Here is a 12,030-nt window from a genome sequence, read left to right on the forward strand (position 1 = left end):
ACGTTCTCCTTATGCCGTTTTGCGATCATTCCAGCTATCAGAATGCATGATGTTACCGTCGACATAGCGCCAGGTAATTTTTTCATACAGCAGTTCTACCAGCTCAAGATGGTTATGTTTCTCATAGTCAGGATCTTTGACGTCAAGCATCATTGGACAGACGCTGACGATCGTCACTCCTTCCATAAGGGTGGAAAAATATTCCACTTCCTGGCCGGCATCGTTGATACGGTAAAACTTTACCTCTGCGGATTTTAGCTTCTGACCTGTGCTGACAGCCTTGTACAAATAGGGGCTGGAGGCGTCGATCTCTTTATCGAAAGAATAAGGGGAATGGACGCGAAGACTTGTTGCTTTGCCGTTATGCTTGTCCGTGGGTTGCATTACGCCGTGGTTCAGTGCGATTAACTCAATACTTCCTTCACGACCATGTATATCGATAGAGCCTTTGATGTCGGCACCACCGTCGTCTTTGAGCCATAAATAAGCGGGAATAGCCATTTGTATAAAACTCCATTTAAAAAATCCTGAAAAAGCCTTTTGGTTAAGTTGGTTAGGTAACCATGGTGACGCTAGCGCTTATAAAGTGGGTCGTCAATTTTTGTACGATTTGGATATGAAATGATCTGCATTTTCGTTGATATAAATTAAGAAAATGTGGGATCTTACGGTTAGAAACTGGAAAATTTATTAATGTTTAATGCCGTGGTTTTACTTAAGTATTAATTAAGTAAATATTGATTGAAAGTCTAATAAATATTTGGGTTGTTATTAGGTTTATATCTATTTAACGATTTATTGATTGGTTAAAAGCTCATAACGGTTCGTCAGAATACCCGCAAATCCCTAGCGACATGCCTGAAACGGTTAAAGAGGTTAAGCAGAAAATCTTACTTCCGATGCTTATATAGCCGTCTGGTTAGCTGCCAGTGCAGATCTTTTATGCTGTCATTCCTGGCCGACCGTCAGGCGGATCGCCAGATGGAGTGGGATATCCGCAACGGCGTCATCCAGCGCTACGGCCGCAAACACGGCATTGCGGTGCCCATCAGCGACGTGGTGGTGCCGCTGCTGGCGGCGGGGAGCGAGGGGCCGGGCTAACGGCCGCTGTTTTTCCATTCGGCAAAGTAATGGGCGGCCGTGCTGCCCATCGCTTTTCTAAACAAAATGATAAACGCATTCATACCTGAGAGTGGAGGCGGGCCGATAGAGAGGAAGGGAGATGAATATGAATGTCCGCTCTGTGCCAGCAGCAGACGTTGAGGAGAATATTATTTTGATGTGAAATATTTGCGTAATATTTTTTCTAATAGCGAGAAAACGACCGTCACCCTTTTGGGAGTAATCAGCTGGTAAGGTCGATATAAATAAAATTGCCATTTCTCCTGTCGGAGTTCTGGCAGTGGGGGAACTAGTTGGCCGCTTGCTAAGTACTCCCTACAGATAAAATCGCTGGATTGTACAACCGTTTTTCCGGCCAATGCAGCCTGAATTTCGGCGTATGGGTCTGTAGTATAAAACTCAATATGACGAGGGACAAAAGTGTTCACTGCGTCACTCATAAACTCAAATGATTTTCCCGTCTCAGGATTAATTAAACCACTGAATGGATAACGCTGTCGAAGATCTTCTAAATCAGTAGGTGCTCCCAGACGCTCAATAAGTTCAGGGGATGCAACCAAAATATGTTCAACTTGTCCGATGTTTTTAATGATAAAGTTTGGATTAGGTTCTCGCCCTACGCGTATACCTATATCGATACGATGCTCAATAGTATCAAGTTTCATCATATCTAAACGCCAGTCGATAAATAACTCAGGATAGGGGCGTAGTGCAGTCAAGAGTTCATACAAGATTTGTTCATGATTTGGAAATCGAAGTAATGTGATGCGAACAATACCTTTCATTTCATTATCATCTTTCGCCATCTGAAATAATTTTTCAGAATCTTCCAGCAGTCGCTTCGCTTGGGGTAAAAATAGTTCGCCGAAACTGGTGAGAAAGATAGAACGAGTATTGCGTTTGAATAAAGGTTCACCAAGTTGTTTCTCCAACTCAGCGACTGTTCGGGTTACTACTGATGGTGAAACCGACAGTTTGATGGCTGCTTCGCGGAAGTTCAAGGTTTCAGAGGCGATGATGAAAAATTTTAGTGCATCAAGTTTGTTCATGATTATTGTGAAATTTGCAATAATGTATTTTGATAATAGCAATTAATTTGCAACTATTCCAGCCATATAATCGAACAATCAAATAAGTAACCTGTCTTACTTTTTATCAGAACTCAAAAGAGTAAATTATGTCAATTCAACCAGTAGAGTTAAACAAAGCCTATCGTTTATTACAGGTCGGGCCAACCACGATGATATCGGCTAAAAATGATGGCATTGAAAATGTCATGGCAGCGGCCTGGGTGGGATTAGTAGGTAATAACAAAGTGATGGCTTTTATAGGTCCACAGGCATTTACTCGCGGGCTTGTAGAAAAAAGCGGATATTACGCTGTCCAGATCCCAGTAGTAAATCAGATGGAAATGGTTTTATATGCTGGAGGCCACAGTTATTCCGACACACCAGAAAAAAATAGTAAAATCCCACTATTTTATCAGAAAGAGTTTGATCTGCCTCTAGTTGAAGGTTGCGCTGGCTGGTTAGTATGTAAGGTCATACCCAATGAAGAAAATGAAAAGCAGCACAACTTGTTCTTGGGGGAAATTGTCGGAGCATGGAGTGATGACCGCGTTTTCAGAAATGGGCACTGGATTTTTGATGATGCGCCTGATGAATTACGTACTGTCCATTACGTAGCTGGTGGACAGTTTTATGCCATTGGCAAAGGTACAAAATTTAATTATGGTCCGGGAAAAGACTAATCCTTACTTCTGTATAAATGTAGCCATATAACATGGCTACATAGAGGTAGTAGCAAAAAAAACAATTAAGATGTCCGCTTTTCGCTCTTAACGGACATTCAACACACTACTCTGTACTTTGAGTAAGGCCAAAGTCCTGCTTTTTACCCCAGCAGAACCCCGGCCACCCATCACCCGCCTCAGTGCGCCGTTATATAAGGCTCCTTCACAAACTCCGCCAGCAGCCAGACCATATCATGCAACAGCCCGGTGAGCTCTTTCGCCACGCTCGCAGGTAATGTCCCGCCCATTACTGCCAGCGTTAACGCCACGGCATAATCCACCTGTAGCGCCGTTTCTTGCCAGCATTCTGGCACGCAGGAGGTTATCTTTTCCCCCGCAATGAGCCGTTCCACCAGATACGGTGGAAGTTCTGAGTCGCAGCACTCGCGCAGCCGTTTCAGCGCAGCCAGCAGTCGCTCGCATAGCGTGGCAAAAGTCACTGCGTCGTAAGTTTCCACCAGTACGCTTACGTAAGCGGCGCAGGCATCGGCCAGTTCGAAGAGATCCGCAGAATCGGAAATTGGGTGGTTGATGAGCTGATGAACAACGCTTTCCTCAGAAAGCGCGTAGGAAAATTCAGGGGTAGTCGCCATTTAGCATCCTCTTTGTCTAAAAAATGTCATGTTATGCTAACGGGTTCCTACGCCCGGTTACGGTTGTGCCGCAACGCAGGCACTTTACGACCATAAACAAGGGATGAAAAGCGATAACCCTGAATTACATAAGGTTGCTTGCAGGTTTGCGAGGCGGCTTCCAGAACGGCATTTCCGGGCACCGCCGCACCATTAATCCTCGCTCATCATCGCCAGAAACCGCTTCACCGTCCGCGAACGTTCGAAGCGCCGCCAGCAGAGCGCGATATCGGTATAAAGCTCCGGCGAGCGCAGCGCGTGGTAGGTGACATTCGGCGGTGAAATGGCCGCCATGGATTTCGGCACCAGCGCGAACCCGCCGCCGGCGGAGACCATGCTCAGGGAAGAGGAAAGCTGCGACGACTGCAGCGCGCGCTGCACGTTTATTCCGGCCCGCTCGCAGCAGCCGTAAACCCGGTCATACAGCCCCGGCGCGACCTCCTGCGGGAACAGCACCACCGGCGTATCCCGAAGTTCCTCCAGCGCCAGATCGCCGCACGTTGCCAGGGGATGATCGCGATGCAGCGCCACCACCATTGGCTCCCGGTCGAGGATTTTTAATTCGAATACCTTGCTGCTTTCGCACGGCAGGCGCACAAAGGCGATATCCAGCTCACCCTCCGCCAGCATCGTGGTCAGCGACGACATGTTGGCTTCCACCTGGTGAACCTGCACTGCCATGTTCTGCACCTGAAACTGGCGGATCAGGGCGAAGATTTTGGGATGAAAGGCATCCGAACTGGTAATGCCAATCGACAGGCTGCCGTTCAGCCCGCGCGCGATGCCCCGGGCTTTCTCCAGCGCGGCGTCGCTCAGCGCCAGGATCTTACAGGCGTCCTCATAGAAGGCTTCTCCCGCCTCGGTCAGCTCCACGCCCCGCGTCAGGCGCCTGAACAGCGGCGTGCCCACTTCCTCCTCAAGCCGTTTGATCTGCTGGCTCAGAGGAGGTTGTGAAATACCCAGCGCGTTGGCCGCCCTGGTGAAGTGTCGCTCGCGTGCTACCGCGACAAAATAGCGCAGATAACGAAGTTCCATATCAAAAACGTCTCAAACCAGCATGGATTCTATATTGGAACTCTCTGCTGAATCGGGTCAACATTTATTTAACCTTTATAAATAAAGTTGAAGAGGACGAGCATGATGATGCATTCATCTGCATGCGACTGTGAGGCGAGTTTATGCGAGACCCTGCGCGGGTTCTCGGCTCAACATCCTGACAGCGTGATCTATCAGACATCGCTAATGAGCGCCCTGCTAAGCGGCGTCTACGAAGGGGAGACCACCATCGCCGACCTGCTGGCACACGGCGATTTTGGCCTCGGCACCTTTAACGAGCTGGACGGCGAAATGATTGCCTTCAGCAGCCAGGTGTACCAGCTGCGCGCCGACGGCAGCGCCCGCGCCGCGAAGCCGGAACAAAAAACGCCGTTCGCGGTGATGACCTGGTTCCAGCCGCAGTACCGCAAAACCTTCGACGGGCCGGTCAGCCGTCAGCAGATCCACGACGTGATCGACCAGCAGATCCCCTCCGACAACCTGTTCTGCGCGCTGCGCATCGACGGCAACTTCCGCCATGCCCACACCCGCACCGTACCGCGCCAGACGCCGCCGTACCGGGCGATGACCGACGTGCTGGACGACCAGCCGGTGTTCCGCTTTAACCAGCGCGAGGGCGTGCTGGTGGGGTTCCGTACCCCGCAGCATATGCAGGGGATAAACGTGGCGGGCTATCACGAACACTTCATCACCGACGACCGACAGGGCGGCGGCCATCTGCTTGACTACCAGCTGGAGAGCGGCGTGCTCACCTTCGGTGAAATTCACAAGCTGATGATCGACCTGCCCGCCGACAGCGCGTTTTTACAGGCCAACCTGCACCCCAGCAACCTTGATGCGGCTATCCGCGCCGTCGAAAACTAACAGGAGTACTACCGTGAACAGTGAGAAACAGTCACGTCAGTGGGCGCACGGCGCCGATATGGTTGTCGGCCAGCTGGAAGCGCAGGGCGTGAAGCAGGTGTTCGGGATCCCGGGCGCAAAAATCGACAAGGTCTTTGACTCCCTGCTGGACTCCTCCATTGAGATCATTCCCGTACGCCACGAGGCCAACGCGGCGTTTATGGCGGCGGCAGTGGGGCGGTTGACCGGCAAAGCCGGGGTGGCGCTGGTCACCTCCGGACCGGGCTGTTCGAACCTGATCACCGGTATTGCCACCGCCAACAGCGAAGGCGACCCGGTGGTAGCGCTGGGTGGGGCGGTGAAGCGGGCGGATAAAGCGAAGCTGGTGCATCAGAGCATGGACACCGTCGCGATGTTCAGCCCGGTGACGAAATACGCCGTGGAAGTGAACTCCCCGGACGCGATTGCCGAGGTGGTGTCCAACGCGTTTCGCGCCGCCGAGCACGGCAGGCCGGGCGGGGCGTTTGTCAGCCTGCCGCAGGATATTGTCGACCAGCCCACCACGGGGGCGATTTTGCCCGCCAGCGGTCCGGCGCTGATGGGGCCAGCACCGGAATCCGCCATTAACGACGTGGCGAAGCTTATTGAAAAGGCCAAAAACCCGGTCATCTTACTCGGCCTGATGGCCAGCCAGCCCGCCAACAGCGCCGCGCTGCGCAAGCTGCTGGAGAAAAGCCGTATCCCGGTCACCAGCACCTACCAGGCCGCCGGGGCGGTGAATCAGGAACACTTCACCCGCTTTGCCGGACGCGTCGGCCTGTTTAACAACCAGGCGGGCGACCGGCTGCTGCATCTGGCGGATCTGATTATCTGCATCGGCTACAGCCCGGTGGAGTACGAGCCTTCTATGTGGAACAGCGGCGACGCCACGCTGGTGCACATCGACGTGCTGCCTGCCTATGAGGAGCGCAAGTATGTTCCCGATCTGGAGCTGGTGGGGGATATCGCCGCCACGCTGAACCTGCTCGCCAGCCGCATTGAGCACAAGCTTGAACTGAGCCAGCGCGCCTCGGAAATTCTGGTCGATCGCCAGCATCAGCGGGACCTCCTCGACCGCCGCGGCGCATCGCTTAACCAGTTTGCCCTGCATCCGCTGCGCATCGTGCGCGCCATGCAGGACATCGTGAATAACGACGTGACGCTGACCGTCGATATGGGCAGCTTCCACATCTGGATCGCCCGCTACCTCTACAGCTTCCGCGCGCGTCAGGTGATGATCTCCAACGGTCAGCAGACCATGGGCGTGGCGCTCCCGTGGGCGATTGGCGCGTGGCTGGTCAACCCGGGGCGCAAGGTGGTGTCGGTTTCCGGGGACGGCGGCTTTTTGCAGTCGAGCATGGAGCTGGAAACCGCCGTACGCCTCAACGCCAACGTGCTGCACATCATCTGGGTGGATAACGCCTACAACATGGTTGCCATTCAGGAAGAGAAAAAATACCAGCGTCTTTCCGGCGTCGAGTTCGGCCCGGTCGACTTCAAAGCCTATGCCGACGCTTTTGGCGCGAAAGGCTTTGCCGTGGAGAGCGCCGACGCGCTCGAACCGACGCTGCGTGCCGCAATGGATGTCGATGGCCCGGCCGTGGTGGCCATTCCCGTCGACTACAGCGATAACCCGCTGCTGATGGGCCAGCTCCATCTCAGCCAGATTTTGTGAATCAACATAAGGACAGAGAAATGCAAAAAGTGGCTCTCGTAACCGGCTCAGGCCAGGGGATTGGCAAAGCGATCGCGCTTCGTCTGGTGAAGGATGGTTTTGCCGTCGCTATCGCCGATTACAACGAAGAGACGGCGAAAGCGGTTGCCGATGAAATCACCCGCAGCGGCGGGAAGGCCGTCGCCGTGAAGGTGGACGTCTCTGACCGCGAGCAGGTGTTTGCGGCCGTGGAGAAAGCCCGCACCGAACTGGGCGGCTTCAACGTTATCGTCAATAACGCCGGGGTGGCGCCGTCCACGCCGATCGAATCCATCACGCCGGAGATTGTCGACAAGGTCTACAACATCAACGTGAAAGGGGTGATCTGGGGCATTCAGGCCGCGATTGACGCGTTCCGCAAAGAGGGGCACGGCGGCAAAATCATCAACGCCTGCTCACAGGCGGGGCATACCGGCAACCCGGAGCTGGCCGTCTACAGTTCCAGTAAATTTGCGGTGCGCGGCTTAACCCAGACCGCCGCACGGGATCTTGCTCCGCTGGGGATCACCGTTAACGCCTACTGCCCGGGCATCGTTAAAACGCCGATGTGGGCGGAGATCGACCGTCAGGTCTCCGAGGCAGCGGGTAAACCGCTCGGCTACGGGACCGAGACCTTTGCCAAACGCATTACGCTTGGCCGCCTGTCCGAACCGGAAGATGTTGCCGCCTGCGTTTCATATCTTGCCGGGCCAGATTCTGACTATATGACCGGCCAGTCTCTGCTCATCGATGGTGGGATGGTGTTCAACTAAATTTTAATAAGCTCTGACATGAGTTTTCCCCTGCCTCCGTGCAGGGGCTTTTTTTTGTCTCCTCCGCCATTGTGCATTACACTGCGCGCTGCAAAACTTTAGTCATTACGATCTGACAGGCGGTAACAGCGATGAACGGTACAATCACAACGTGGTTTAAAGATAAAGGCTTCGGATTTATCAAAGATGAAAACGGCGACAACCGCTATTTTCATGTGATTAAGGTCGCGAACCCCGATCTGATTAAAAAAGACGCTGCGGTGACCTTCGAGCCAACCACCAACACCAAAGGCCTCTCCGCCTACGCGGTGAAGGTGATCCCCGAAAGTAAGCACCTCTATATTGCAGGCGAGCGCGTGAAGCTCACCTCGATCAAATCCTTCGTGGTATTCAGCGAGGAAGAGCCCGTTGAGACCAAAATCGACAAAGAGAACGCGGTGCTGTCGGTGGGTCTGCTGATGAACAGCATCAAACCAAAATCCGACAAGAAGCCGGGCGAAATGCGCACGGTGAAGAAGCTGGCGATCACCACCTTCCAGAACACGACGATGATCTTTACCGAAGATGAAATCGACATTGATGCCACGGTGAAGCTGCTGAAGTGATGGTTTGCCGGGTGGCGGCGATGCCTTACCCGGCCTGCAAAACTTAACCCATTCTGTGCTCGCCCCGTAACATCGCCTCACGGTCAAACACCTTCTGAATCGCCCCGTGCGCCATAAACGCTGCCCGGTCGGACATATGGGCAATCACGTCCGCGTCGTGGCTCACCAGCAGATAGGTCATCTCATGCTCGGCCTTCAGGCGGTTAAGCAGGTTCAGGATTTCCGCCTGCACCGACATATCCAGCGCCGAGGTCGGTTCATCCAGCAGCAGAAGCTGCGGGCGCAGCAGCAGCGCCCGGGCAATGGCAACGCGCTGGCGCTGGCCGCCGGAAAGCTGGTGCGGGTAGCGCCTGCCCGCCTCGGCGGAAAGCCCCACCTGCTGCAGCGCATCCGCCACCTTTTCCGCAACCTGCGTTTCACCGTGGAGGCTTAACGGCTCCGACAGGGTGCGCGCAATGGTGTGGTTTGGATGCAGCGACGCCCACGGATCCTGAAACACCATCTGCACGTTGCGGCGAAGATTGCCTTCAAAGCGGCGCCCTGGCGTTAACGTTTCTCCCAGCAGCGCAATACTGCCGCGCCACTCGCGCTGTAGCCCTGCCAGCACGCGCAGAAGGGTTGATTTGCCGCAGCCGGATTCGCCAATCAGGCTGAACGTCTCGCCTCTCTCTATGCTAAAGCTGGCGGCAGAGACCGCCGTTTTTTCCCCGAAGGTGACCTGCACCTGGTTAACCTCAACGAGCGCCATCGCTGGCCTCCTTCCACAGCTGCGAACGATCGAGCGTCGGCAGCATCTGTCCATAAGTATGGGCGTCTGGACGACAGGTCCACAGGGTGCGCGTGTACGGATGCGTCGCCTGCGGAAGCTGGCTTGCCGCCATCTCATCGACTTTTTCACCCTGATACATCACCAGCACGCGGTCGCAGTGCTCCGCCACCAGCGGCAGATCGTGGCTGATTAACAGCATCGCCATCTGGCGTTCTTCGCACTGCTGCACCAGCAGCTCGAGGATCTGGTTGCGCAGGCGGGCGTCCAGCGCGGAGGTCGGTTCGTCGGCAATCAGCACCTGCGGGTTGTTGATCAGCGCAATCGCAATCATCACCCGCTGGCCCATGCCCCCGGAAAGCTCGCCGGGATAGCGTGACAGCACGTTCTCGTTCAGCCCGACGGCGCTGATGATGTCGTGAATGCGCGCCGCACGCTCCGGGCGCGTCAGGCGCTGATGCAGCGTGAGCGCCTCATCAAGCTGGGCGGCGACGCTTTTCACGGGGTTTAGGGCGTAGCGCGGGTCCTGCAGGACCATCGCAATCCCGTTGCCGCGCAGCGCCTGCCAGCGGCGGACGTTCAGGGTCAGCAGATCGTTGCCAAGCACGTTAAGCCGGTTCGCGCACACGATACCGGGTTTACGCACCAGACCCATCAGGGCGCGGGCGGACATCGACTTACCGGAGCCGGATTCTCCCACCAGCGCCAGCCGCTCGTTGCCAAGCCGAAAGCTCAGGTTGTTGACCACGCGCGCGGCGGGGTAGTCGATATTCAGCGCATCGACGATAACGCGGTGTTCAGTCATGCTGTGGCTCCAGTACGTCGCGCAGGCCATCGCCCAGCAGGTTAAACGCCAGGCTGGCAAACAGGATGGCGCCGCCCGGAATGGCGGCAATCCACCACTGGTCGAAAATCACCTGCATGCCGTCGGCAATCATCGCCCCCCATTCGGCCATGGGCGGACGCGCGCCAAGGCCGAGGAAGCCGAGACCGGCGGCGGCCAGAATAATCCCCGCCAGATCCAGCGCCAGCCGCACAATCGCGGACGGCAGGCACAGGGGCAGAATATGGCCGACCAGCAGGCGCAGGCCGCGGATCCCCATCATCTCCGCGGCGGCCAGATAATCGCTGTGGCGCAGACGCTGAATCTCGCTCCGCGCCTGACGCGCGTAGGCGGGCCAGGTGGTTAAGGCCAGCGCCAGCGCGCCGTTGACCAGCCCCGGGCCAAGCATCGCCACAAACGCGAAGGCGAGGATCAGGCGCGGCATCGACATCACCACATCGGTAAAGCGCATCAGGATACGCTCCACCCAGCCGCCGTAGTAGCCGGACAAAATGCCCACCAGCAGCCCGGCGGGCAGGGTAATGACCGTCACCAGGGCCACCAGCCCGAGCGCCGGACGGGTGCCGTAAATCAGGCGCGAGAGCAGATCGCGCCCGTAGCTGTCGGTGCCCAGCCAGTGCTGGGCGCCAGGTGCCTCCAGGCGCGCGGCAGCGTCCTGCCAGTTCGGATCTACCGGCGCCAGCCAGGGCGCGAACAGGGCAATAAACACCAGCAGCGCGAGGCCAATCAGTCCGCAAACGGCGGCAGGGGAGCGGCGCAGGCGGCGTAAGAAGAGATAAAACGGCATCAGCGCACCCTGGGATCGGTCGCCCGCACAAGCAGGTCGGTAAGGTTATTGATCAGTACAAAGCAGACGCCAATCAGCAGCGTACCGCCCATAACCGCGGTCGTGTCTCCGGCGAACAGGGCGGTGGTGAGATAGCGTCCGATGCCCGGCCACGAGAACACGGTTTCGGTTAATACCGCACCTTCCAGCATGCTGGTATAGGCCAGGGCGATCACCGTCAGCAGGGTGCTGCGAATGTTCGGCAGCACGTGGCGCAGCAGAATGGCCATCTCCCCGGCACCCTTGGCGCGGGCAAGCAGGATGTACTCCTTGTTCATTTCGCTGAGGCAGGCCGAGCGGGTCAGGCGGGTAATGCTTGCCAGCGAGTAATAGGCCAGCAGCAGCACCGGCAGCACCAGGTGGCTGATGGCGTTGCGGAATGCCTCGCGATCGCCGGAAAGCCAGGTGTCTATCAGCGCAAAGCCGGTGCGCGGCTCGACGGTGAACTGCCAGATATCGTCCAGCCTGCCGGGGCCCACGCTCCACTGCAGCTTCGCGTAGAACAGGGCCAGCATCAGCAGGCCAAGCCAGAAAATCGGCACCGAGTTGCCGAGCAGGGTAAGCGTTCTGATCGCGACATCGAGCGGCGAACCGGCGTAGCGGGCGCACAGCACCCCGGCCGTCACGCCGAGCACGGACCCAATGATTAACGCCAGCGTCGCCAGCTCCAGCGTAGCGGGGAAGGCGTGCAGCAGATCCTGCAGCACCGGCTGCCCGGTAGCGCTGGCGGTGCCTAAATCACCGTGGGCGAGATTTTGCAGATAGTGCCAGAACTGCACGGGCAGGGGACGATCCAGCCCGAGCTGGTGGCGAACCTGATCGTACGTTGACTGGCTGGCGTGATCCCCGACGATCTGCAGCACGCGATTGACCGGGGAAAACGCCGAAAGCGCAAACGTGACGAGCAGCAGCCCGAAGAGCGTCAGCAGCAGGGTCAGCAGACCCTGAAGCACGCGGGTGGAAAGATGTGGCATGGGAAATCTCTTCATGCCGGGTGCGGCTTCGCCTTACCCGGCCTACAAAAACCGAGAACACAGGC

The 12,030-nt window shown here is 56.3% G+C and carries 13 protein-coding genes and 1 pseudogene; 6 read left to right on the plus strand and 8 right to left on the minus strand.

Going from position 1 to position 12,030, the window contains the following annotated elements:
• Positions 1-9 precede the first annotated feature (9 nt).
• The gene (locus tag IM303_RS20385; protein WP_193360205.1) at positions 10-501 is read right to left on the minus strand and encodes an Hcp family type VI secretion system effector; all 492 of its coding nucleotides are present in this window, start codon (positions 499-501) and stop codon (positions 10-12) included.
• Positions 502-948: 447 nt separating this feature from the next.
• On the opposite strand from IM303_RS20385, the pseudogene IM303_RS20390 reads away from it, so the two are divergent.
• Positions 949-1,101: pseudogene (locus tag IM303_RS20390) on the plus strand (ketopantoate reductase C-terminal domain-containing protein); the annotation flags it as partial.
• 170 nt (positions 1,102-1,271) lie between these two features.
• Here the strand turns inward: IM303_RS20390 and IM303_RS20395 are convergent.
• Positions 1,272-2,171 (minus strand): LysR family transcriptional regulator, encoded by a 900-nt coding sequence (locus IM303_RS20395; protein WP_045260750.1) that lies wholly within the window; start codon positions 2,169-2,171, stop codon positions 1,272-1,274.
• A gap of 128 nt (positions 2,172-2,299) precedes the next feature.
• On the opposite strand from IM303_RS20395, the gene IM303_RS20400 reads away from it, so the two are divergent.
• A complete protein-coding gene (locus tag IM303_RS20400) occupies positions 2,300-2,872 on the plus strand; it encodes a flavin reductase family protein (protein WP_048998943.1) in 573 nt (190 codons plus the stop codon).
• A gap of 179 nt (positions 2,873-3,051) precedes the next feature.
• On the opposite strand, the gene IM303_RS20405 is transcribed toward IM303_RS20400, so the two are convergent.
• On the minus strand, positions 3,052-3,507 hold the full coding sequence (locus IM303_RS20405; RefSeq protein WP_028012261.1) for a hypothetical protein: 456 nt from the start codon (positions 3,505-3,507) through the stop codon (positions 3,052-3,054).
• 192 nt (positions 3,508-3,699) lie between these two features.
• The gene (locus IM303_RS20410) at positions 3,700-4,581 is read right to left on the minus strand and encodes a LysR family transcriptional regulator (protein ID WP_048998942.1); all 882 of its coding nucleotides are present in this window, start codon (positions 4,579-4,581) and stop codon (positions 3,700-3,702) included.
• A gap of 105 nt (positions 4,582-4,686) precedes the next feature.
• Between IM303_RS20410 and budA the strand changes: the two genes are divergently transcribed.
• The 4 genes from budA to IM303_RS20430 all read left to right on the plus strand — a co-directional run bounded on the left by budA (position 4,687) and on the right by IM303_RS20430 (position 8,555).
• On the plus strand, positions 4,687-5,466 hold the full coding sequence (gene budA, locus IM303_RS20415; protein ID WP_028012263.1) for an acetolactate decarboxylase: 780 nt from the start codon (positions 4,687-4,689) through the stop codon (positions 5,464-5,466).
• A complete protein-coding gene (gene alsS / locus IM303_RS20420; protein ID WP_208298099.1) occupies positions 5,438-7,159 on the plus strand; it encodes an acetolactate synthase AlsS in 1,722 nt (573 codons plus the stop codon). The genes budA and alsS overlap by 29 nt, the downstream gene beginning before the upstream one ends.
• 20 nt (positions 7,160-7,179) lie before the next feature.
• Positions 7,180-7,950 (plus strand): (S)-acetoin forming diacetyl reductase, encoded by a 771-nt coding sequence (locus tag IM303_RS20425; RefSeq protein ID WP_045631532.1) that lies wholly within the window; start codon positions 7,180-7,182, stop codon positions 7,948-7,950.
• A 131-nt stretch (positions 7,951-8,081) separates the two neighbouring features.
• Positions 8,082-8,555: a cold-shock protein gene (locus IM303_RS20430; protein WP_045260739.1), complete on the plus strand. Its 474-nt coding sequence runs from the start codon at positions 8,082-8,084 to the stop codon at positions 8,553-8,555.
• A gap of 43 nt (positions 8,556-8,598) precedes the next feature.
• Here IM303_RS20430 and IM303_RS20435 read toward each other — a convergent pair whose 3' ends face one another.
• Genes IM303_RS20435 through IM303_RS20450 form a run of 4 tightly spaced genes read right to left on the minus strand, consistent with a single transcriptional unit; the run spans position 8,599 to position 11,965 of the window.
• On the minus strand, positions 8,599-9,303 hold the full coding sequence (locus tag IM303_RS20435; protein ID WP_048998940.1) for an ABC transporter ATP-binding protein: 705 nt from the start codon (positions 9,301-9,303) through the stop codon (positions 8,599-8,601).
• Entirely contained in the window at positions 9,290-10,126 is an 837-nt protein-coding gene (locus IM303_RS20440) for an ABC transporter ATP-binding protein (RefSeq protein ID WP_193360206.1), read from the minus strand. The genes IM303_RS20435 and IM303_RS20440 overlap by 14 nt, the downstream gene beginning before the upstream one ends.
• A complete protein-coding gene (locus tag IM303_RS20445) occupies positions 10,119-10,952 on the minus strand; it encodes an ABC transporter permease (RefSeq protein WP_048998938.1) in 834 nt (277 codons plus the stop codon). The genes IM303_RS20440 and IM303_RS20445 overlap by 8 nt, the downstream gene beginning before the upstream one ends.
• A complete protein-coding gene (locus tag IM303_RS20450) occupies positions 10,952-11,965 on the minus strand; it encodes an ABC transporter permease (RefSeq protein WP_048998937.1) in 1,014 nt (337 codons plus the stop codon). Before IM303_RS20450 ends, IM303_RS20445 begins: the two co-directional genes overlap by 1 nt.
• Positions 11,966-12,030 lie beyond the last annotated feature (65 nt).

It is taken from the genome of Enterobacter cloacae complex sp. P38RS (genome assembly GCF_014930775.1).
Taxonomy (GTDB): Bacteria; Pseudomonadota; Gammaproteobacteria; order Enterobacterales; family Enterobacteriaceae; genus Enterobacter; species Enterobacter bugandensis.

Coding starts and splice junctions, on each gene's coding strand:
- IM303_RS20385 (WP_193360205.1), bottom strand. CDS start 501: ATGGCTATTCCCGCTTATTTATGGCTCAAAGACGACGGTGGTGCCGAC.
- IM303_RS20395 (WP_045260750.1), bottom strand. CDS start 2,171: ATGAACAAACTTGATGCACTAAAATTTTTCATCATCGCCTCTGAAACC.
- IM303_RS20435 (WP_048998940.1), bottom strand. CDS start 9,303: ATGGCGCTCGTTGAGGTTAACCAGGTGCAGGTCACCTTCGGGGAAAAA.
- alsS (WP_208298099.1), top strand. CDS start 5,438: ATGCGGCTATCCGCGCCGTCGAAAACTAACAGGAGTACTACCGTGAAC.
- IM303_RS20405 (WP_028012261.1), bottom strand. CDS start 3,507: ATGGCGACTACCCCTGAATTTTCCTACGCGCTTTCTGAGGAAAGCGTT.
- IM303_RS20440 (WP_193360206.1), bottom strand. CDS start 10,126: ATGACTGAACACCGCGTTATCGTCGATGCGCTGAATATCGACTACCCC.
- IM303_RS20425 (WP_045631532.1), top strand. CDS start 7,180: ATGCAAAAAGTGGCTCTCGTAACCGGCTCAGGCCAGGGGATTGGCAAA.
- IM303_RS20410 (WP_048998942.1), bottom strand. CDS start 4,581: ATGGAACTTCGTTATCTGCGCTATTTTGTCGCGGTAGCACGCGAGCGA.
- IM303_RS20430 (WP_045260739.1), top strand. CDS start 8,082: ATGAACGGTACAATCACAACGTGGTTTAAAGATAAAGGCTTCGGATTT.
- budA (WP_028012263.1), top strand. CDS start 4,687: ATGATGCATTCATCTGCATGCGACTGTGAGGCGAGTTTATGCGAGACC.
- IM303_RS20445 (WP_048998938.1), bottom strand. CDS start 10,952: ATGCCGTTTTATCTCTTCTTACGCCGCCTGCGCCGCTCCCCTGCCGCC.
- IM303_RS20400 (WP_048998943.1), top strand. CDS start 2,300: ATGTCAATTCAACCAGTAGAGTTAAACAAAGCCTATCGTTTATTACAG.
- IM303_RS20450 (WP_048998937.1), bottom strand. CDS start 11,965: ATGCCACATCTTTCCACCCGCGTGCTTCAGGGTCTGCTGACCCTGCTG.